Raw genomic sequence first — 20193 nt, 5'->3', positions numbered from 1 at the left:
GGCGATATGTCGTTAAAAACAGGAACCTCAAAAATTAATATCCTCGCGATCACCGCCTGTACCACCGGTGTTGCGCATACTTATATGGCAGCGGAAAAACTCGAGAAGCTGGCAAAAGAGTATGATTTTGGCGTCAAAATCGAAACACAGGGCGTATTGGGGATTAAAAATAAATTGTCTGAAAAAGACATTGAAACCACCGATCTTGTCATTATCGCTGCCGATATTGTCATTGATAACCCTGACCGGTTTACCGGTTGTCGCGTCATCAATGTCAGGATCAGCTCACTGCTCATGAACCCTAATGAAGTGCTGATGACGATGAAGAAAATACTGCATTACCCGAAGGGTAAAACCATTGATATCTGATCCGGGTTTCCATGCCGGAGGCGCTCGCGTTGTGTTTCCCGTCAGAAAAAGTGCGCATTTTTAGGAAACTGTGAGTAGAAAACGGAAAGCGTGGAGGAATAAAATCTCTGCGTTGTTTTCTCTTTTCACGAAGGCTCAGAATGAAAAAACTCTTTCTCATCATCATGGTTTCCGCGCTGGCGGGTTGTGTGAGTTACCCCCATAAACACGAAAAACATCAGACGGGGATGGCTAACCCGGCTGCGGTGTATTGCCATGAAAGAGGTGGCAGATCGGTGAATGTCGAAACGCCGCATGGCGTCCGGGCGGATTGCGTGTTCCGTGACGGCCGGTACATCGACGAATGGGAGTTATACCGCCGCGATCATCAGTAAATTTTAATGATGTATGCAGGCGAGGTGACATATCGCCTGCATATGTTTAACGGTATTTACCCGACGGCGACCTCATCCAGCCCGCTCAGTAATGAGGTTCGGGATTCCATTCTGGTCATCTGCCCACCATACACGTCGATTGCACTTCTCAACCGGGTCGCCTGCCAGTTAAGGGTTTCCGCAGATTCTGAAGACTGAGCCACCATTTCGGCGTTGTTTTGTGTCATGGTTTCAATTTGTGCCAGCGAAGTATTAATCAGCGTCAGCGCAGAAGTTTGTTCATGTGTGGCATGGCTGATTTCTTTGATAAGCCCCGACATTTGCACCACCTCACCAATAATCTCGCTGATCTGCTTCCCGGCATTTTCGACCATCTGTCCGCCAGTCTCTACGCTGTGCATATTGGCTTCGATTAGCGCTTTAATCTCTTTAGCTGCTGTCGCGGAACGTTGAGCCAGGACGCGAACTTCTGCGGCGACAACGGCAAATCCGCGCCCTTCGGTGCCTGCTCTTGCCGCTTCAACGGCTGCGTTAAGTGCCAGAATATTGGTCTGGAAGGCGATACCGTCGATAACGGAAATGATGTCCACCACTTTACTGCTGGCGTGGGAGATCGACTGCATCATGCCAATGGTTTCATGCATGATTTTGCCGCCTTTTTGCGCCACCAGGGTGGCGCTGTCTGCCAGTTTGCTGGCCTGAACGACAGTGTCAGCACTTTGCTCAACGGCACCCGTGATTTCTTCAATTGCGGCGGCAGTCTGCTGGAGGTTGGCAGCGGTTTCTTCCGTCCGTGCGCTCAGGGCGGTGCTGTTTTTCGCCATCAGGTTACTGATGTTTGTAATCCCACCAACCTGCGCACCGACATCTTCTACCAGCGAATGCAAATTCAGCCCAAACTGATTAATAGAACGCATCAGCAGGCCTATTTCATCAACGCGGTTGAGGTGAACGGAATCCGCTTTTTTACCGGAGACCACTACCTGTGCCTGCGTCAGAATCTTTTTTATCGGATTGCGGATTTGTGTTTGCAGGAATAAATCGGCAGCCAGTAAAATAACCACTGTTGCTGCGGCAACCCACGTAATACTTTGACCCGTTAAAGAAAATAAGAGCGGGAAAAGGCCCGCGATAAATAGCGGCAAACGTAAACGCCAGCTAACGGGAAGTTTTTGTAATACAGATAAAAACGAAAATAAACCGGTGCGCACGACCAGGCCTTTATAAAACTTCCGGCTTCCGGCGTTTTTATCTCTCACTTGTTTGTATAAATCTTCTGCGGCCTTAATTTCCTGCTCATCGGGTTTATTTCGTACAGAAATATATCCGGTCAGTTTATCCCGGTGATAAACCGGGGTTACATTGGCACGCACCCAATAGTGATCGCCGCTTTTACGGCGGTTTTTCACCAGACCGGTCCAGCTGTCGCCCTGCTGCAGGGTAAACCACATGTCGGCAAAGGCTTCCACCGGCATATCCGGATGACGCACCAGGTTATGAGGTTTGAAGATCAGTTCATCTTCGGAAAACCCGCTGACGTTAATAAACGCTGAGTTAGCATAAATAATTCGGCTATTAACATCAGTGGTGGACATTAACGTGGTGCCGGGATCTAATTTATATTCCCGTTGTGTCACTGGCATGTTTACACGCATTGTGGAACCTCTGGAACTATGAATAATATTATAAATATCGTTGTTATATTGTTACGTTGCTGTGTGATTTTGTCTCGAGTCCCAGATTATCGGATGCGTATTCCATGACCGGCCTACTATGCCGATATTTTTTGTTACTGACCAGTGATATTTAAATTTCAAAACCCTGCAATGATGTCAGAAAATAACAAAGGTTAATTTTATTGTTGAATTAATATAAATGTAATTTTTATGTTGTTAGACGGTTTTTTTATTGGATGGCGGTAGATTCTCTCTTAAGCTAAATTTACGGGGGTTGCGGTGGTGAATACAAGTTTGTGATTTTTTATATGATGTTGTTATGTGCGGTTCCCCAATTGCAGATGAAAGAAGATTTATATTTCACACCGGTTCGTTAAATATTTCAGCAAATACTGGGCAAATTCCTAAAATGAAAAAACATGTGCAGGCTGTGAGGCCTGCACCTTGCACCTTACTCGTGAAAGCGCAGTGCGACATGAAGTGTTTCAGAGAGAGAAACAATCATTGTGCCGTTGCTTGTGCTAAAGCGGATGTCTCCTTTCTCCAGACAGGCTCTGGTTTGGGCGAGTGAGGATACCCGAAACTCCAGTGCGCACATTCTCGGTTGCCCGTTGTAATCATCGGGCAGGGCGAAACCTTCCCGCTGCAACTGTGCGGGGGTAATTATTCTCAGCGTGGTTTTTCCAGCCTGAAGGCAATATTCTTCGCCGTTTTGCTGCATGGCATGTTCCGGGCCGAACAGCTGTGAATAAACCTGCGCGGCGCTATCCGGGGCATCCGCCACAATCACAAAGCTGCTCAGATCCTGCACGCCATTCGGATGCTGCTGCCATTCGGGTTGCCAGACGGCGGCAGGCGTCAGATGCTGGCAGAAAAAGCTGAACCCGTTGGGAATGCGCTGGCTGTTAATCCGCGTGATGCAAAAACGCGCCTCGACGACATGCCCGTCGGGGAGCGTCACCGGGCGGAAAAACGCCGTCGGCGGTTCGCCATCCAGCTGGCATTTTTGCAAATGCTGATAAATAGCGTCGGCGTCCTGCGTTTTCCAGACCAGCCCGACCAGCCCCACGGGCGGTTGCCACAGGCCTTTGGGCGCGGCGGTTTTGCCGGCTATCTCCGGCTCATAGCCCAGCAGTTCCAGATAGTTTTCACCAAAAATGGCCAGATGATTGCTTGACCCCATCGAATGATGCCCGCGCGCAGATAGCTGAAATCCCATGCGGACAAACAGTGCCTGTGCGTCATCCAGATGGTCATCAACGTTGATCACCGCATGATCAACAACGGGGATTAACTCAGACATAACGAACGCTCCTGGCTGTAAATCGTAATAAATTAAAGAATAAAGACATGGCTTAAACGGTTCGTCCTCCGAAGTAAAGTTCGCTCATGCGCGGGTCACTGAGTAAATCGCGGGCATCGCCGGTCAGCGCCACTTTGCCCAGCGCAAGAATATATGCGCGATCAGAGATGTGCAGGGCTTCCATCGCATTTTGCTCCACCATCAAAATAGTGACTTTTTCCAGCTCACGGATGGCCTGAATGGCGCTGAACACTTCATCGAGCATTTTAGGGGACAGCCCGGCGGACGGTTCATCAAGCAGCAAAATCGCCGGTTCGGGCATCAGCGCGCGGGTCAGGGCCAGAATCTGGCGTTCGCCTCCCGACAGCGCCGAGGCTGGTACCTGCCACTTTTTACGCAGCAGCGGATAAAGCTCGCAGAGCTGTTCCATGCGCCGTTTACGTTTTACCGGTGGTAAAAACTGCCCGCCGGTTTGCAGATTTTCTGCCACGCTCAGGTTGTTAAAAACGTTATCGAGCTGCGGAACGAACCCCAGTGAACACTCGCGCACTTTCCGGTGAATGGGGATCGCGCCGGTTTCCTCGCCGTTAAGGCGAACCTCTCCGTTACGTGGCGTCAGAAACCCGGCGATGCATTTGAGCAGGGTGGATTTCCCGCAGCCGTTTGGCCCGAGCAGCGTGACAATCTCGGCCTGTGCAACTTCCAGAGAAATGCCCTGCAAAATATCGACACCCGGCGTATAACCGGCGACGACGTCGTTGATTGTGATCATACGGCCTCCTTCAGGGCACGGCCTGCGCCACCCAGATACGCATCCAGCACGTCCTGATTTTTTGATAAATCATCAGGATGGCAGGTGGCGACAATATGCCCGCGATCCAGCACGATGCAGCGCTCACAAAGCGACTTAATAAAATGCATATCGTGTTCAATGATAATCAGCGAAATTCCCGTACGGCTCAGGGTTTTCAGGGTTTCAACCAACTCCTGGCGCAGTTTCGGGTGTACGCCCGCCATCGGTTCATCAAGCATCAAAATAGCCGGGTCGCCCATCAGCGCGCAGGCAATGCCCAACAGTTTTTTCTGGCCGCCGGAGAGCGCCGCAGCGGGTAAATCCCGTACTTTAGTCAGCAACAGCGTATCGAGTAACTCCGTGGCCTTTTGGTGGTCTTCCTTCTCCGCGCGCCGGCCTGAGGGCAGCGATAACAAACCATTCCAGACACCGTGATGGCGCGTGCCTGCGGTCATCACCACTTCCATGACGGTCATTTTTGCCGGCATGGCCGGAAGCTGGAAAGTGCGGGCAATACCGGCCCTGATGATGCGATGCGGTGGCATTTTGTCGATACGTTCTGAGCCAACCGTAATGGTGCCGCTGTCGATGGCGGTGAACCCGGAAATGGCATTAAGCAACGTGCTTTTCCCGGATCCGTTTGGCCCAAGTAACCCGAGGATCTCGCCTTTTTGCAGGCCAAACGTAACGGACTTCAGCACCTGGTTGCCCCCGAACGCCTTGCTGATCGCGTCCACCGTAAGCAGCGTTGTCATGGCAGTATCCTCAGTTTTTCAGGCAAAATTCCGCCCGGACGTAATAACAACCCGATCAACATGACCAGCCCGACTAAACCGAGGCGCAACGCGCCGGTCAGGTCAGAACTCATGTGGAGCAGATCTTTGGCGAAGGGAATAAAATTGTATAACCCTTCGACCACGACCACGCCTGCCAGTACACCGCGCACATTGCTGATCCCGCCGATCATCACCATGCTCCAGATAAGGAAGGTTTCTGAAGAAAGCAGGTAATCCGGGCTGACATAATTGGTGTACCAGGCCAGCAACATCCCCGCGATGGCACACATTACTGCGCTGCACATCAGCGCACGGCACTTCAGCCACAGCAGCGAATATCCCATGCACATGGCCAGTTGCGGTTGTTCACGCATCAGCCGCAAAGCCCGGCCAAAACGGCTGTTACCAAAACGCAGAGAAATAAAGGTGCAAACAGCGATACACAACAGGATTAACGCAGTGAAGACCAGCACGTCATGCTGTTGCAGGCCGGTGCTCCACGGGGCGGTAATATTGCCGATCCCCTGACCGCCGCCGGTCAGCCCTTCTTCGTTAACGACCGAAATGCGGATGATTTCCGCCAGCGCCAGCGTAGCAATCCCCCAGTAATCGGCAGAAAGCTGACGCCCGAGCAGCGCCATCGCGACGGAAACCGCCATCGCCAGCGCGATCCCTGCGGGGATCACCAGCCACAACGGCAGCGAAAACTGGCTACCGATCCCGATGGCGTAAGCACCGATACCGACAAACGCGATATGCCCGAAATTGAGCAACCCGGCATAACCGGCCTGAAGGTTCAGGGCCAGTGCGATCATCGCGTAAATGCCGGCGATGCAAAAAATATGCAGCAGAAACTCAGACACGGCGCACCTCCCGGTTGAATAAGCCATAAGGACGCAACAGCAGGGCTAACAGCAGCATCACAAATGACGCGGCGTTGATCCAGGTGGTCGGCATAAACACCATGTCTTCGCCGTAAAGCCATCCCCAGTTGATGTTAGTGACCAGCGTTTCGGTGACGGCAATCAGCAGTGCCCCCAAAATTGCCCCCATCGGGTTACCCAGCCCGCCGAGAATAGCCGCCGCTAATACTGGCAACATCAGATCATTGCCCTGGTTGATATACGCACTGCCGTTCATAGCAATCAGGGAACCGCCGACGGCGGCGATCATCCCGGAAATCATATTGACGGTGTGGATAATGGCATTGGCATTCAGCCCGGAAGCTGCGGCCAGTTCGCGGTTACTGGCCAGCGCCCGGATGGAACGGCCCTGCGGTGTGAAAAACAGCAGAAAGTTGAAAATCACAATGATGGCGGCGGTGGAAACAAGGCTCCAGCATTCGTCGGCTGAAATGCGGATCCCGCCCCATTGCCAGGTGCTGCCAATAGGTAAGTTGTAGCTGACAGGCGCCGATCCTTCGACGCCTAACATCAGTGCAATCATCACCATCGAGACGGCAAGTGAGCCGATCATGGCATTTGCCGCCCCGGCGCCCATTAGGCGCTGGAACACCCAGTGATGCAGCAGCACGGCTAAAACACCGCAAGACAGGGCAGAAAACAGCACCGCCAGGGGAAAAGGCATGCCCATTTTCATGCCGCCAGCGGTCAGGAAAGCTCCGACCATGGCGTACTGCACGTGAGCGATATTGGCAAACCGCACCAGGCCGTAGACCAGGCTCAGCCCGAGCGCGACCAGTGACAAATCGGCGGTGCGGATTAACGTATCAACAATAAACTGAAACATGATGCTTTCCTGAACAAAGAAACAGAAGGAAACGATCGCGTTATCGCGCCACCGGTTCGCCGTTGAGCGCTTTCACTTTCAGGTAGGGCTGGGTCTGGCGCTGGTTATCCGCATCCAGATTCAGGGTGCCGGTAATGCCGGTAAATTTGGGGGCGACGGTTTTCATCGCGGCCACCAGCGCGGCCGGGCTGGCGTCGTGGGCTTTATCTATCGCCGCAGCGGCCAGCATGATGCTGTCATAGGCGTAGCTGCCGTAAACGGAACGCGGTTTTTCGTGGAAGCGCTGCTGATAGTTCGCGTTGTAACTCTGTCCATCGGTTTGCTGCGCCATGCCGGAGACTTCCATACCCATTTGCCCGTTGGTGTATTGTGCCGGTGAATCAGCAATCGCCATCGTCAGATACATGCCGTACCACGGTGTTTTGCCCAGCCCCAGTTCCCAGGCTTCGCGGTTGAGGACAATCGCATCCTGGCCGTAGCTGGTGTAGACGTAAGCGTCAGGTTTGGCACGGGAAATTTGCTCCAGCTCGCGGCGGTAAGAAGGCTGACCGCTGGTATACAGCACTTTGGCCACCACCTTTCCGCCCAGTTTTTCAAACGCCTGTTTGAACTGCTGCGCCATGCCCTGGCCATAAGCCCCGTCCGGCGCAATAAAGGCGACGTTGTGGTAACCCTGTTGCCAGACGTCGTCGGCGGAAAAACGTGCCGAAAGATCATCAAGGCCAATCACGCTGTAAGAGGATTTACCGATTTTGCGGACATCTGCGCTGGTACCGGAAATGTTGATGTGGACCAGATTGTTTTTCACCAGATACTGACCCACAGGGATGGTCACGCTGGAAGAAAAATCGCCTACCACCAGCGGCACTTTATCCACCTGTGTCAGTTTTCTGACCGCATTCAGCCCGGTCACCGGGCTACCCGCTGAATCCTCTACCACGACATCCAGTTTTTGCCCGGCGACACCGCCTTTGGCATTGAGGTTCTCAACCGCCAGTTCAATGCCGCGACGCTGATCCTCGCCAATGCTGGCGCTGGTGCCCGTCAGTGGCAGGATTGCCCCCAGTTTGATGTCTGCGAAAGCAGGGTGAACGGCACTTAACAGTGGCACGCTGGTCAGCGCAGACAGGATAACGATACGGCGAAAGCGAGTTTTCATTATGGATCTCCGGTTCTTTTATCAACACGTTGAAGCGTTTGGATGTCGGCATCGTCAGAGCCCTGATCGGGCGTAGCGGATGTCGTGTAAGTACCCCTGGTGTGACGCAAAGTGATGCACGCTTAAGTGAATAAACAAGTGCATACACTTATGTTCAAAGGCAAGTTCTATGCCATGTGCGCAATTTTGCAGCGCAACCGGGCCGGATAATGAGCGCTGAGAAATCAAATAATGATGAAAAACAGGGAGAACCGGCGTGTTAAAAAATTAAAAAGTAAATCAGACAAGGTAATTATTTTCGCAGTAAATGAAACCGCTGATCAAAGCAGAAAGTTTATTTTCACTTTTTTGGAGCAATAACCGCACTGCAACAGTGCAATTAATTTTTTAATTCGGAAATAACAAAGGGCTAAATATTCTATAGTGAATAAGCTTATGATAAATAGTGATTTGTTAAAGTGAGTGCAAAAGTGTATGCAATCTTGTGTTGAGCTGCCTTTAGGGCTGTGCTATCAATTAAATCCACATCGATGTTTTTAATTACTGCTTTAATTTTAAATAGACGTAAAGAAAGATTAAAAGAAGAAAATTAAGCAGAGCCGGAGGTTCAGTGATTGTTCCCAAAAAAAAGTCCCGCAGCGCGGACAGCGTCGAGAAGGTTTACGAGAAAGTAAAACTGCTGGCAATTGATTACCACTTCCGCCCGGGCGAACGGGTTAATGAAGTCGAACTGGCGGGTCAGCTCGGGGTCTCGAGAACGCCGGTACGTGAGGCGCTCAACCGGCTTTCCAAAGACGGTTTCATGAGTTTTGTGCCCAACCGTGGATTTTATGCCCGCGACATCACGCCGGAAGGCGTTCGCGAACTGTATGAAGTGCGTATGGTGATTGAACAGGCGACATTCCGCTTTGCCTGCCAGCGTGCAACCGACGAAGAGATTGCGGTGACGGCGGCTATCTGGGAAGACGTCAGCGAGAAACAACCCGAAGCCAGTGAAATCACCGACTGGACGGAAATCGCCAAAGCTGACGAACACTTCCACATGGAAATCGCGCGTATCTCGCGTAATTCGCGCCTGTACGAAATGCTCGACAGCCTGAATTCACTGATCCGATTTTTCCGCCGTATCGATCTGGAAACGCCTGCCCGCCGGATCAATGCTTACGAGGAACACGTCGGGATCATTGCTGCGCTGCGCCATCGCGATATTGAAAAGGGCGCACAACTGATTGAACGCCACGTTTCGCTCAGCTCGGAAAACGCGGTTGAAGTCACGAAAGAAGGCCTGGCACGTATTTACTTCGGGAAAAAACAGGCGCTGTAACGCCGTTTCCGAACATTATAAAAAACCTGCATATCAATACAGATCACCACAGAGGATCTATGGCTGTCATTTCTCAACACATCATCGATCAGGCAAAACAGTTACGTCGTGAATTCCACACCCGACCCGAACTGGGCCTGAAAGAACACGGTACATCCAAAAAGATCAGCGATCTTCTGCTGTCTTTCGGCCTGGAAGTGCACACAGGGATCGCTAAAACCGGCATTGTTGCCACCCTGCGCAATGGCGAAGGGCCATCCATTGGCCTGCGTGCTGATATTGATGCGCTGCCGATCCAGGAGCTCAATGATTTTGACCATATTTCGCAAAATCCTGGCCTGATGCACGCCTGCGGCCACGACGGTCACTCGGCTATTTTGCTCGGCGCGGCGCGCCATCTGAGCGAAAACCGTGATTTCCGCGGCACGGTACATTTCATTTTTCAGCCTGCGGAAGAAAACGCCGGGGGCGGTCAGATGATGGTGAATGAAGGGCTGTTTGAACGTTTCCCGATGCAGGAAGTGTACGCGCTGCACAACTGGCCCGGTCTGCCGGTCGGTGAAGTCGCCGTCAGCCAGGGGCCGATGATGGCGTCGCAGGATAATTTCTACATCACGCTCACCGGAAAAGGCTGCCATGCGGCGATGCCGGAGCTGGGTGCGGATCCGGTGGTTGCCGGTGCGCAACTGATTTTATCGCTGCAGAGTCTGATTTCACGTCGTCTGTCGCCGCTGGAGCAAACGGTCATCAGCCTGACGCAGCTACAGGCGGGCGAGGCGATCAACGTTATCCCTGAAACGCTGCACATGTCCGGCACATTGCGTTGCCAGAGCAATGAAACGCGTATTACCTGCTGGCGGCTGATTGAAGAATACGTCAAAGCCGTGCCGCTGCCGTTTGGCGTCAAAGGCGAAGTCCGCTGGGAATTTGGGTATCCGGTGACGAAAAACCATCCGGCGCAGGCGGAAATTGTGCGTGAAGCGGCAGAGCATGCACCGGGCGTCACGCGGGTACATTTCAATAACGCGCCATCGATGGCGGCAGAAGATTTCGCGTATTTGCTGGAGCGATGCCCCGGTGCTTATTTCTGGCTGGGTGCCGATGGTGAAAAACCGTCCGCCTCGTTGCATAACGCACGCTACGACTTTAACGACGATCTGATCCCGCTGGGCATTGGCATCTGGGCAACGCTGGTGGAACGATCGCTGAAAAAATAATCCTCAACCTGTTTTCATCTTTACGGAGTCAATCATGAGTCAGATTCATTTTGTCGGTGCCGGTCAGATGGCAGAAGCGATTATTCGTGCCGCCCTGAGCCGTCAGGCCGTACTGGCCAGCCAGATTACGCTGGCTGATATTGACGAAAGTCGTATTGCCACGCTGCGTGACCGGTATCAGCTGACGTCGGCGCTTAACGACAGCGAAGCGCTGGCGGCGGCGGATTACATCGTGATTGGCGTCCGTCCGCAGGATGATATTGATGGCGTTGCGCGGCACATTTGTCAGCACGCATCGCCGCAGGCCACGGTGATTTCGATCATCGCTGGTGTCACGCTCGAACGGCTGAGCGCACAGTTTGGCGCGACCCGCCCGATCGTGCGCACTATCCCGAATACCCTGACGGATACCGGTTTTGGTTACAGCGGCGTGGTGTTTAACGCGCACGTTAAACCAGAACCGCTGATGCCGTTTCTGGAAAGTTTCGGTAAAGTGATGCTGCTCGAAGAACGGCTGATCGATATCTTCACCGGCTTTGCCGTCGCCGGGGTGAATTACGTGTATTACTTTATCGAATCGCTGACCGACGCGGGCGTGCTGAGCGGTTTATCACGCCCGCAGGCCAGCAAAGTGGTTTGGGAAAATCTGATTGGTGGCGTGGAAATGCTGAAAACCAGCGGGCTGCATCCGCGTCAGCTGATGGACATCAACAACTCGCCGGCCGGTGTGGGCATTAACGGATTGTATGAGCTGAACAACAGTGATTTTGCCGCCGGATTACAGCGCAGCGTGATGACCGCAGTCAGAAGAACTACCGAGCTTTCCGGCAGTAAACCCGCGTAACACTGATTTATTGCCGCCGTAAAAAAGCCAGACCCCTGTGAGGTCTGGCTTTTTGTTTGTTAACCCACAGGACAGTCAGATGCCCAGTGCTTTTTTCACGGTACTTTCTGCCGGTTTGCCGTCGCGGGTGGTCACGCCGTCCAGCCAGCTGGTCAGCAGTTCCGGGTGTTTCACCAGTTCGGCGCGGGCAGCATCTTCCGGGCTTTGCTTGTCATCGAGCACGCGGGTGATGATGGCGTTTTCCAGCGGCACGTTAAATTTCAGCTGCGTGAAAAAGCGGTTGAGGTTCGGGCACTGTTCGGCAAAGCCTTTGCGCGTCACTGTGTTCACCGTCGCGCTGCCATAGTTTGCGCCAAACCATTTATCGCCACCGCTCAGATACGTCAGCTTAAAGCGCGTATTCATCGCATGCGGTTCCCAGCCCAGAAACACGATCCACTGCTGACGACTCACCGCGCGGGTCACCTGCGCCAGCATGCCGCTTTCGCTCGACTCCACCAGATTCCAGTTCTGCAAACCAAAATCATGCTGGTCGATCATCTTCTTGATGTTCTGATTTGCCGGTGCGCCCGGCGCGATGCCGTAGATCTTGTGATCAAACTTACTGGCGTATTTCTCCAGATCGGCGAAATCCTTCACGCCCGCTTTTGCCACGTAATCCGGCACGGCCAGCGTAAATTTGGCGGCCGGTAAATTGGCGCCGATGACGCTGATGTCATCGGTAAATTTTGCGATAACCGGTGCCTGTGCGGGCATCCAGTTACCTAAAAACACATCCAGTTGCCCGGTTTTCAACCCCTGAAATGCCAGCGCGACGGAAAGGTTTTGCACTTTTTGCTGATAACCCAGCGCGTTCAGCACCACGCCGGACACGGCGTTGGTCGCCGCGATATCCGTCCAGCCGGGGTCGGACTGATTGACGGTGGCACAGCGGGCGTCGTCAGCGGCGAAACTGCTCAACGGCAGCAGGCTGGCACTGGCCAGAAGCATCAGCGTGGTGAGTCTTTTTATCATCATCATTATTCCCCTGTCGGGTGTTTATAAGGGCGCGGGTAACGGGCGAAAGCTTCCTGCTCGTCCAGCGTCTGGTGGTTACGGATAAAACGGTGCGAGGCGGCCTGATGCGGCTGGAAATCCCATTGAGGAATGGCATCGCGCCCGGCGATTTCGGTCAGATACAGCCTTTTTAGCTGGCTGGCGCGGACCTGCTTGTTCAGGCTATTTAAATCCCAGCGGGTGGCAACTTCAGCGGCAAAGGTTGCGACGGTGACGCGATGTTCGGCCTGCGTCGCCAGGTTTTTCAGCTCAAACGGATCCTGCTCAAGCTGGTACAGATGTGGCGCTTCGGTCAGCGAATGAATGTATTTCCACGGCCCGCGGCGGATCATCACCATCGGCTCAATCGCGCCTTCCGCCAGATATTCAGCGCAGGCTTCGTCCGGCCCCGGCTGGCCGTTAAGGTGCGACACCAGGCTGTGGCCGTCGAGCGGGGCAACCGGGTGCTGAAGACGCTCCGCGCCGCCCGCCAGCTCGGTAAAGGTCGGCAGTAAATCCACCAGCGAGACGTTGCCGCCCACGCGGCGGGGCGCAAAACGCTGCGGGTTGTGGACGATCAGCGGCACGCGCACGGCCCCCTCAAAGAAGGTCATTTTGTACCACAGCCCGCGTTCGCCCAGCATTTCACCGTGGTCGGCAATCACAAATACCACGGTATTTTCCGCCTGGCCGGTTTCTTCCAGCGTGCGGACCACTTCACCAAAGCAGTCATCCACGTAGGCAATCGAGCCGTAATAAGCGTGACGGGCGCGGCGGATTTGCTCGTCGCTGAGCAAACCGTCTTCGAGCTGATACATGGCGCGCAGGCGCTGCGAGTGCGCGTCATCTTCCACATCGCCCGCGCTGATTTTCGGCAGATCGATATCCTCCTGCGCAAACCGGTCGAGGTAACGGCGCGGAATAGCAAACGGATCATGCGGATGTGTCAGTGAAAGCAGCAGCAGAAACGGCTTATCGTCCGGTTTGCGCGCGGCGTCATACAACCGCTGGCGCGCCATAAACAGCGCTTCATCATCGAAATCCAGCTGGTTAGTGCGTACACACTCACCGGCTTCCAGCACTGAACTCATGTTGTGGAACCAGTCCAGACGGCGTTCCGGGTTCGCCCAGTCCGGCGTCCAGCCAAAATCAGCCGGATAAATATCGGTCGTCAGTCGCTCGTCAAAGCCGTGCAACTGGTCAGGGCCGCAAAAATGCATCTTGCCGGAAAGCCAGGTCTGGTAACCCTGTTCACGCAGATAATGGCAGAAGGTCGGTGAATCAGCGCGAAACTCAGCGGCGTTATCGTAGACGCCGTTGTTCGACAAAAACTGGCCGGTCATCAGCGCCGCGCGGGAAGGGGCGCACAGCGGGCTGTTGCAGTAGGCAGATTCAAAAACCACGCCTTCGTCGGCCAGTTTGTCAATATTCGGCGTCAGGCTGACATTATTCCCGTAAGTGCGTAATGCCCCGGCGGTTAACTGATCGGCCATTAGAATAACGATATTCGGTTTATTTATAAGCATTATTAGCCTGAGAGAAAAATTAATTAGCGAATCGTGATATTTTTATCGCATGCCTTTTTCATTCTGTGAAGAGGTTATTAAATTATCATGGCATAAGGTGGATTTATGGCAGGTAAATTAGAATTACCTCCGTTACAGGTTTTAGTAGTATTTGAAGCAGCCGCGCGACACGGTAATTTTACCGCAGCGGGAAATGAACTCGGACTTTCGCAACCGGCGGTCAGCCAGCGTATTCAGATGCTGGAAAATCTGCTCAACGGACCGCTGTTTGAACGGCGTCACCGGGGCGTACAGCTGACCGAATCCGGCAGTGCGCTGTACCAGATTGTCCGCGCCAGCCTGAGCGACATCAGCGAGCAGATAGAACGCACGCGATATCAGCGTACTACGCTGCGCATTGACACGGATATGGGCTTTGCCACCTACTGGCTGATGCCGCGGATGAACGCCATTCAGGCGCTGATCCCGGGCGTTGAAGTGCAGGTATCGACCTCGCCGAATGACTATAATTTTCGCGATAACAACGCCCATCTGGCGATCTATTTTGGCAACGGTAACTGGCCTGGAACGCATGCGCAAAAGCTGTTCCCGGAGGATGTCATTCCTGTCTGTAATCATGAGGTTATGGATAAACTTGGCAATGATCCGCTGCCAGAAAAACTGCTGCATTTCCCGCTGCTTAAGTTGCCTGAAACCCGCCCGCAGCGCTGGCTGACGTGGGAAGACTGGTTCCGTTCACAAGGCTTGCCCGCGCTGCATCATGCCGGTTCGCGCACCTTCAATGCCTACTCATTGGTGATCCAGGCGGCGGTTGAAGGACAGGGGGTTGCGCTCGGCTGGCGGCCGCTGATTTCGGCGTTGCTGGAGAGCCGCCAGCTGTTCGTTTGCGGGCCGGAAGTGCGCACGGAAAGGGGTTATTATCTCATCTCATCCGGCAGTAAACCGGCGTCCGTGCAGCAGGAAAAAGTGACCCGCTGGCTGTTAAATGAGGCATGGAACTTCCATCATAATCCGGACTCAATTTCGCCTCACCAATCGGGTGCATTGCTAAAATATGAATAAGCTAATGCGAAATAACTCTATATGGAATTTCAAAATACGTAACTTATTTTCATTATTTTAGGTTAGCGTGTCAGGGTAATTAATACAGTGTGAAACCATTATGCCGCAATCCCTGATCGAGTTACGTCACGTTTTTAAAAGTTATTCTTCCGCGACCGGAAAGAAACTGTTTTCCCGCGAGGAAAATAAAGCGCCGGTCAATGCGCTGGATGATATTAGTTTGCAAATAATGGCCGGTGAGATTTTTGTTATTGTCGGGCTTTCCGGCTCGGGGAAATCGACGCTGCTGCGCACGCTCAATTTTCTTATTCAGCCGGGTTCCGGCGATGTTCTGTTTCAGGGGCAGGCGCTGGGCAGCCTGAATGCCCGCGAAATGATTGAACTGCGCCGCCGCCAGATTGGTATGGTTTTTCAGTCGTTTGCGCTGTTTGACGAACGCACCGTGCTCGATAACGTGGCGTTCGGGCTGGAAGTGTCGGGCATCAGCCGCGACGAACGGCACAAACGGGCGCACGCGATGCTGGAGAAAGTCGGGCTGGCGCACGTTGCCGCGCAATATCCGCACCAGCTTTCCGGCGGGATGCAGCAGCGCGTCGGGCTGGCGCGGGCGCTGGTGGTGGATCCGGCGGTGTTGCTGATGGATGAGGCTTTCTCGGCGCTGGATCCGATTATCCGCCGCGATATGCAGTCATTGCTGCTGGCGCTTCAGGCAGAACAACAGCGTACGGTGGTGTTTGTCACTCACGATATGGAAGAAGCGCTGCGTCTCGGGACGCGCATTGCGATTATGGAAGAGGGCAAGCTGGTGCAGGTCGGTACGCCGGAAAACATCATTAATGCCCCGGCGTCGCCTTATGTCCGGCATTTTTTCTCCGGCGTGGATACCTCACGCTGGCAGCTGGCCGAATCTTACGCCGATGTCTGGCAGCCGCCGCTTTAAGCCTTTTATACAGAGAACGTTATGGCCTATCCCTTAGATTTTAGCCGTCAGATTGACAGCGCCATTCACGCGCTGCTGGTGCATGCCGGTGGTTTTTTTGATGGCCTTTCGGCTGGCATCGACGCCGTTGCCGGCGGGCTGGAAACCCTGACCGGCTGGCTCTCGCCGTGGGGGCTGGTGTTTCTGGCTGTCGCGATTGGCTTCTGGCGTATTGGCAAAGGCTTCGCGCTGTTTGCACTGCTCGCCACGCTTTATATCGTTTACAGCGGCTACAGCGATCACGCGTCAATCACGCTGGCGCTGACGCTTTCCTCGACATTTTTCAGCCTGCTGTTCGGCATCCCGCTGGGGATCTGGAGCGCACGCCGCGCCGCGGTCGGCAGCGTGGTGCGCACGCTGATGGATTTCATGCAGACCATGCCCGCGTTTGTTTATCTGATCCCCGCGACCATTTTGTTTGGCCTTGGGCGTCCGCCGGGCATTTTTGCCACTATCTTATTTTCCATGCCGCCGGTGGTGCGCCTGACAGATCTGGGGATCCGCCAGGTAAGCCCGGCGCGTATTGAAGCCGGGCTGGCGTTTGGTTGTACTCCGTGGCAGTTGCTGTGGAAAGTGCAGTTGCCCGCCGCGCAACCGGCGATCATGGCGGGTGTAAATCAGACCATTATGATGGCGATGTCGATGGTGATTATCGCCTCGATGGTCGGTGCCGGAGGGCTGGGGAATGATATTCTCAGCAGCATTCAGCAACTGGATATCGGGCTGGGATTACAAAGCGGGATTGTGGTGGTGCTGATGGCGATCCTGCTGGACCGGTTGTCGGCGAGTTTTGCACGCAAACAGGGCGGAAGGGTGTAAAAAAAGGCCGGGCACTTTCGTGACCGGCCCTGAGCAACGTCGTTTCATTTACACCCGGAAATGGCCGACGGCGACGGCCAGGCCGGTCGCCTGTTCCTGCAAGGCAGAGGCCGCGCCGGTGGATTCCTGAACCATTGCCGCATTCTGTTGCACCATGCCATCAAGCTGGGTAATCGCCTTGTTGATCTCATGAATACTCAGCATCTGTTCTTCGGAAGCATGGGTGATTTCCATCATCACGCTGCTGACGTTCGACACGTTGCTGACGATTTCACTCATACTGTCACTGGCCAGCCGTACCTGCGCCGAGCCGGATGACACGCTGCTTACCGTCGATTCAATCAGGACTTTGATTTCTTTTGCCGCCTGGGCACTGCGCTGCGCCAGGCTACGCACTTCGCTGGCGACAACGGCAAACCCGCGCCCCTGTTCACCGGCACGCGCGGCTTCAACCGCGGCATTCAGTGCCAGAATATTGGTCTGGAAGGCAATGCCGTCGATAACGCCGGTGATATCACCGATTTTTGACGACGCGCTTTCAATCGTTTCCATCGTTGTAATGACTTTCGTCACCACCTCGTCGCCGCGTGTGGCGGCTTCTGAGGCGGATTTCGCCGTCGCGCTGGCCTGTTTGGCGGAGCTGGCGGATTGCGAAACCGTTGCGGTGATTTGCTCCAGCGACGCGGCGGTTTGTTGCAGGCTGGCGGCGGCCGATTCGGTACGGCCTGACAAATCGTTATTCCCGGCGGCAATTTCGTCGGCGGCAATTTTAACGGATTCGCTGGTCACGCGGATTTCTGACATCACCTTGCTGAGCTTATCGACAAACGTGTTGAACGCGTGAGCAATTTGCGTGACCTCATCGTGCCCGTCAGTCGGTAAACGCTGCGTCAGATCGTCTTCACCGGAGCTGATGGCGTTGAGCGTGTCGCGCACCACAGACAGGCGGTGGAACGATTTGGTGATAATCAGGCCAATCACGGCGGCGGAAATCAGCACGATCACAAACAGCGTAATTACCGAAGACGTGAGCAGTGAGCGCATACCCGCTGTGGATTCCGCTTTATCCTGAGCCACCAGCGTATACCACTCCGTACCCGCCACCGGCATCGCACGCACGCGTTTTAGCGCACCGCTCAGCTGAATATCCACAGGCGTATTTGCCGCGAGCAAATCTTGCAGGTTCACCCCTTCCGCCAGTGTGGAAAACGGCTTCAGCGCCAGTTGTGCATCAGGATGCGCGATGATCACACCGGATTTATCGACCAGCATCCCGAAGCTGCCGGGCGTCGGATGAATGGTATTAACGTTATTCACCACGCTGTCCATCGACACATCACCGGCAACAATGGCTTTCAGTGTGCCACCGTCCATAACAGGCACGGCGAAAGTGACCACTAACTTACCTGTACCCGAATCGACATACGGCGGTGTGGCGACCGGATGCCCGGCTTCTGCTGCCTGCTTGTACCAGGGGCGGCCCGTCGGATCGTAATCAGAGGGTACGCCGGTCGGATCGGAGAATTTCGCGGTTTTATTCGCATAGCCGACGTAAACGTTAGTAAACCCGCCTGCGCTGGCCATTTGCTTGAGAACCGGAATCGGATCTTCTGTCAGCGCAACTTGCTTAAGTGAATCAATCATCCCTGTTTTTGAGCTGACCCAATCGCTGATCCCTTGCGTATGGCTCGATGTCAGGGCGTTGAGCGTGCTGTCTGTCGCCTGACTGTTGTATTTATCTGCAACGGTGTAACTGAGGAAGGTGTTGATCACCAGCGAGCAAACCACAATGGCGATGCAGGCTGTAATAATGCGAGAACGGATAGTCTTTAACATGGGCGTTTCCCTGGAAGGAATCTTAAGTTTTAGATAACGGCAGAAAGGCGAAAAACTTGACGGCTGTCACAGAAAACAGAGGTTTATAGGGGCGAAATAGCGCTCCATTTTATTTAAGTGCGAAATTTAGAACCTTCCTGCACCAACTCGCTATTCCGTGTCATACCACGTCTGGTTTACCCGAAATTTCGTGAAACGCCTCCCAAATCTGATCACAAAACCCGCACGGGATCTTGCGGGTTTTTTCGGCGGGTGATAGTAATGCACTACTTCACGAAATAATGTGAAGAAGGAAAGTACATTACGAATCAGTTTACAAAGGACACCCCATGTCAGAACTTAAATTTGCCACACGTCTGAACTCGTTTGCCTCGGGGGCTTATCTTTACTGGCCGGAGCTGAAAGGCAAACCTTCAGTGCTGCAAATGATCGAACGTGCAGCTACGGTTAAAGGATTGACACATCTTGACCTGAATTACCCTCAGCACATGTCGGATGACGTCAAAACCATGCGTCAGAAAATTGAAGAAGTCGGGCTGGCGGTCAACGGGATGCAAATGCGCTGGGATGCTCCGGAATTTAAAATCGGCGCATTTACCAACCCGGATCCTAAAATTCGTCGTCAGGCGATTGAGTTGACCAAGCGCGGCATCGACGCTGGCCGCGAATTCGGTGCCAGCATCATGACGCTGTGGATGGGGCAGGACGGTTTCGATTACTGCTTCCAGGCGGACTACAAAAAAATGTGGGAAGACGCGGTCAGCGCGGTGCGCGAAGTGGCGGAATATGCGCCGGACATCGACGTCAGCATTGAATACAAACCGAACGAACCACGCGCTTACAGCATCTTCCCTAACGCCACCACCTGCCTGCTGGCGGTGGAAGAGGCCGGTTGCAAGAATTTAGGCATCACGCTGGATTTCGCGCACGTGCTGTTTGCCAATGAAGTCCCGGCGTTTGCCGCAGCGATGGTGGCGCGACGTTCACGCCTGCTCGGGCTGGATCTCAACGACGGCTGGGGCAAACGCGACGATGGCCTGATGGTCGGCTCCGTGAACCCGCGCGCCACGCTGGAATTCCTGCTGCAAATGAAACGTGACGGCTATAAAGGCGCGTATTACTTCGATACGTTCCCGGACGCCAGCGGTCTGGACCCGGTTCGCGAAGCGGAAACCAATATCGCGACCGTTATCCGTTTACTGAAACTGTGTGAAAAGCTTGAAAACAACCCGGCGCTGAATGAAGCCATCAGCAGGCAGGATGCCGTCGCCTCTCAGCAAATCGTGAACAACGTGATGCTGGCGCAATAATAAAAGCGACCGCCACAGCGCGAGTCGCTGTGATAACCATAA

Annotated in this window: 19 protein-coding genes; 9 read left to right on the top strand and 10 right to left on the bottom strand. The window is 53.9% G+C overall.

Going from position 1 to position 20193, the window contains the following annotated elements; genetic code table 11:
* Positions 1 to 6: 6 nt before the first annotated feature.
* Both CWS43_RS08205 and CWS43_RS08200 read left to right on the top strand, forming a co-directional pair.
* Positions 7 to 369 carry a PTS fructose transporter subunit IIB gene (locus CWS43_RS08205; protein WP_101076425.1) on the top strand — a complete coding sequence of 121 codons (363 nt, stop codon included), beginning with the start codon at positions 7 to 9 and terminating at the stop codon, positions 367 to 369.
* Between the two features lie 140 nt (positions 370 to 509).
* Positions 510 to 743 (top strand): DUF333 domain-containing protein, encoded by a 234-nt coding sequence (locus CWS43_RS08200; protein WP_101076424.1) that lies wholly within the window; start codon positions 510 to 512, stop codon positions 741 to 743.
* Positions 744 to 799: 56 nt separating this feature from the next.
* On the opposite strand, the gene CWS43_RS08195 is transcribed toward CWS43_RS08200, so the two are convergent.
* From CWS43_RS08195 to CWS43_RS08165, 7 genes are all read right to left on the bottom strand, one after another.
* A complete protein-coding gene (locus CWS43_RS08195; RefSeq protein WP_101076423.1) occupies positions 800 to 2398 on the bottom strand; it encodes a PAS domain-containing methyl-accepting chemotaxis protein in 1599 nt (532 codons plus the stop codon).
* Positions 2399 to 2870: 472 nt separating this feature from the next.
* Complete coding sequence (locus tag CWS43_RS08190; RefSeq protein WP_101076422.1) at positions 2871 to 3722, bottom strand: VOC family protein; 852 nt, start codon at positions 3720 to 3722, stop codon at positions 2871 to 2873.
* Positions 3723 to 3774: 52 nt separating this feature from the next.
* The gene (locus CWS43_RS08185) at positions 3775 to 4494 is read right to left on the bottom strand and encodes an ABC transporter ATP-binding protein (RefSeq protein ID WP_101076421.1); all 720 of its coding nucleotides are present in this window, start codon (positions 4492 to 4494) and stop codon (positions 3775 to 3777) included.
* Positions 4491 to 5270, bottom strand: coding sequence for an ABC transporter ATP-binding protein (locus tag CWS43_RS08180; RefSeq protein WP_101076420.1), 780 nt, complete (start codon positions 5268 to 5270; stop codon positions 4491 to 4493). Before CWS43_RS08180 ends, CWS43_RS08185 begins: the two co-directional genes overlap by 4 nt.
* Positions 5267 to 6154 carry a branched-chain amino acid ABC transporter permease gene (locus tag CWS43_RS08175; RefSeq protein ID WP_101076419.1) on the bottom strand — a complete coding sequence of 296 codons (888 nt, stop codon included), beginning with the start codon at positions 6152 to 6154 and terminating at the stop codon, positions 5267 to 5269. Before CWS43_RS08175 ends, CWS43_RS08180 begins: the two co-directional genes overlap by 4 nt.
* A complete protein-coding gene (locus CWS43_RS08170) occupies positions 6147 to 7040 on the bottom strand; it encodes a branched-chain amino acid ABC transporter permease (protein ID WP_101076418.1) in 894 nt (297 codons plus the stop codon). Before CWS43_RS08170 ends, CWS43_RS08175 begins: the two co-directional genes overlap by 8 nt.
* 40 nt (positions 7041 to 7080) lie before the next feature.
* Positions 7081 to 8199 carry an ABC transporter substrate-binding protein gene (locus tag CWS43_RS08165; protein WP_101076417.1) on the bottom strand — a complete coding sequence of 373 codons (1119 nt, stop codon included), beginning with the start codon at positions 8197 to 8199 and terminating at the stop codon, positions 7081 to 7083.
* A gap of 610 nt (positions 8200 to 8809) precedes the next feature.
* On the opposite strand from CWS43_RS08165, the gene CWS43_RS08160 reads away from it, so the two are divergent.
* Genes CWS43_RS08160 through CWS43_RS08150 form a run of 3 tightly spaced genes read left to right on the top strand, consistent with a single transcriptional unit; the run spans position 8810 to position 11584 of the window.
* Positions 8810 to 9523, top strand: a complete 714-nt coding sequence (locus CWS43_RS08160; RefSeq protein WP_101076416.1) for a GntR family transcriptional regulator — start codon at positions 8810 to 8812, stop codon at positions 9521 to 9523.
* A gap of 59 nt (positions 9524 to 9582) precedes the next feature.
* Positions 9583 to 10740: a M20 aminoacylase family protein gene (locus CWS43_RS08155; protein ID WP_101076415.1), complete on the top strand. Its 1158-nt coding sequence runs from the start codon at positions 9583 to 9585 to the stop codon at positions 10738 to 10740.
* A 34-nt stretch (positions 10741 to 10774) separates the two neighbouring features.
* A complete protein-coding gene (locus tag CWS43_RS08150) occupies positions 10775 to 11584 on the top strand; it encodes a pyrroline-5-carboxylate reductase (RefSeq protein WP_101076414.1) in 810 nt (269 codons plus the stop codon).
* 75 nt (positions 11585 to 11659) lie between these two features.
* Here CWS43_RS08150 and choX read toward each other — a convergent pair whose 3' ends face one another.
* Together choX and betC are read right to left on the bottom strand one after the other, a co-directional pair.
* The gene (gene choX, locus CWS43_RS08145) at positions 11660 to 12604 is read right to left on the bottom strand and encodes a choline ABC transporter substrate-binding protein (protein WP_232776772.1); all 945 of its coding nucleotides are present in this window, start codon (positions 12602 to 12604) and stop codon (positions 11660 to 11662) included.
* Positions 12604 to 14145 carry a choline-sulfatase gene (betC, locus tag CWS43_RS08140; protein ID WP_101076413.1) on the bottom strand — a complete coding sequence of 514 codons (1542 nt, stop codon included), beginning with the start codon at positions 14143 to 14145 and terminating at the stop codon, positions 12604 to 12606. The genes choX and betC overlap by 1 nt, the downstream gene beginning before the upstream one ends.
* A gap of 105 nt (positions 14146 to 14250) precedes the next feature.
* On the opposite strand from betC, the gene CWS43_RS08135 reads away from it, so the two are divergent.
* The 3 genes from CWS43_RS08135 to CWS43_RS08125 all read left to right on the top strand — a co-directional run bounded on the left by CWS43_RS08135 (position 14251) and on the right by CWS43_RS08125 (position 17005).
* Positions 14251 to 15207: a LysR substrate-binding domain-containing protein gene (locus tag CWS43_RS08135; RefSeq protein WP_101076412.1), complete on the top strand. Its 957-nt coding sequence runs from the start codon at positions 14251 to 14253 to the stop codon at positions 15205 to 15207.
* A 100-nt stretch (positions 15208 to 15307) separates the two neighbouring features.
* Positions 15308 to 16147 carry an ATP-binding cassette domain-containing protein gene (locus CWS43_RS08130; protein ID WP_101076411.1) on the top strand — a complete coding sequence of 280 codons (840 nt, stop codon included), beginning with the start codon at positions 15308 to 15310 and terminating at the stop codon, positions 16145 to 16147.
* A 21-nt stretch (positions 16148 to 16168) separates the two neighbouring features.
* Positions 16169 to 17005 carry a proline/glycine betaine ABC transporter permease gene (locus tag CWS43_RS08125; protein WP_101076410.1) on the top strand — a complete coding sequence of 279 codons (837 nt, stop codon included), beginning with the start codon at positions 16169 to 16171 and terminating at the stop codon, positions 17003 to 17005.
* Between the two features lie 48 nt (positions 17006 to 17053).
* Here the strand turns inward: CWS43_RS08125 and CWS43_RS08120 are convergent, their stop codons facing one another.
* Complete coding sequence (locus tag CWS43_RS08120; RefSeq protein ID WP_101076409.1) at positions 17054 to 18841, bottom strand: methyl-accepting chemotaxis protein; 1788 nt, start codon at positions 18839 to 18841, stop codon at positions 17054 to 17056.
* A 329-nt stretch (positions 18842 to 19170) separates the two neighbouring features.
* On the opposite strand from CWS43_RS08120, the gene CWS43_RS08115 reads away from it, so the two are divergent.
* Positions 19171 to 20151: a TIM barrel protein gene (locus CWS43_RS08115; protein WP_101076408.1), complete on the top strand. Its 981-nt coding sequence runs from the start codon at positions 19171 to 19173 to the stop codon at positions 20149 to 20151.
* Positions 20152 to 20193: the final 42 nt, after the last annotated feature.

The organism is Rahnella sp. AA (assembly GCF_002834385.1).
Taxonomy (GTDB): Bacteria; Pseudomonadota; Gammaproteobacteria; order Enterobacterales; family Enterobacteriaceae; genus Rahnella.
This window is presented reverse-complemented; position numbering and strand designations above follow the sequence as displayed.

Coding starts and splice junctions, on each gene's coding strand:
- CWS43_RS08115 (WP_101076408.1), top strand. CDS start 19,171: ATGTCAGAACTTAAATTTGCCACACGTCTGAACTCGTTTGCCTCGGGG.
- CWS43_RS08180 (WP_101076420.1), bottom strand. CDS start 5,270: ATGACAACGCTGCTTACGGTGGACGCGATCAGCAAGGCGTTCGGGGGC.
- betC (WP_101076413.1), bottom strand. CDS start 14,145: ATGCTTATAAATAAACCGAATATCGTTATTCTAATGGCCGATCAGTTA.
- CWS43_RS08200 (WP_101076424.1), top strand. CDS start 510: ATGAAAAAACTCTTTCTCATCATCATGGTTTCCGCGCTGGCGGGTTGT.
- CWS43_RS08135 (WP_101076412.1), top strand. CDS start 14,251: ATGGCAGGTAAATTAGAATTACCTCCGTTACAGGTTTTAGTAGTATTT.
- CWS43_RS08195 (WP_101076423.1), bottom strand. CDS start 2,398: ATGCGTGTAAACATGCCAGTGACACAACGGGAATATAAATTAGATCCC.
- CWS43_RS08190 (WP_101076422.1), bottom strand. CDS start 3,722: ATGTCTGAGTTAATCCCCGTTGTTGATCATGCGGTGATCAACGTTGAT.
- CWS43_RS08130 (WP_101076411.1), top strand. CDS start 15,308: ATGCCGCAATCCCTGATCGAGTTACGTCACGTTTTTAAAAGTTATTCT.
- CWS43_RS08120 (WP_101076409.1), bottom strand. CDS start 18,841: ATGTTAAAGACTATCCGTTCTCGCATTATTACAGCCTGCATCGCCATT.
- CWS43_RS08185 (WP_101076421.1), bottom strand. CDS start 4,494: ATGATCACAATCAACGACGTCGTCGCCGGTTATACGCCGGGTGTCGAT.
- CWS43_RS08125 (WP_101076410.1), top strand. CDS start 16,169: ATGGCCTATCCCTTAGATTTTAGCCGTCAGATTGACAGCGCCATTCAC.
- choX (WP_232776772.1), bottom strand. CDS start 12,604: ATGATGATGATAAAAAGACTCACCACGCTGATGCTTCTGGCCAGTGCC.
- CWS43_RS08205 (WP_101076425.1), top strand. CDS start 7: ATGTCGTTAAAAACAGGAACCTCAAAAATTAATATCCTCGCGATCACC.
- CWS43_RS08155 (WP_101076415.1), top strand. CDS start 9,583: ATGGCTGTCATTTCTCAACACATCATCGATCAGGCAAAACAGTTACGT.
- CWS43_RS08165 (WP_101076417.1), bottom strand. CDS start 8,199: ATGAAAACTCGCTTTCGCCGTATCGTTATCCTGTCTGCGCTGACCAGC.
- CWS43_RS08150 (WP_101076414.1), top strand. CDS start 10,775: ATGAGTCAGATTCATTTTGTCGGTGCCGGTCAGATGGCAGAAGCGATT.
- CWS43_RS08170 (WP_101076418.1), bottom strand. CDS start 7,040: ATGTTTCAGTTTATTGTTGATACGTTAATCCGCACCGCCGATTTGTCA.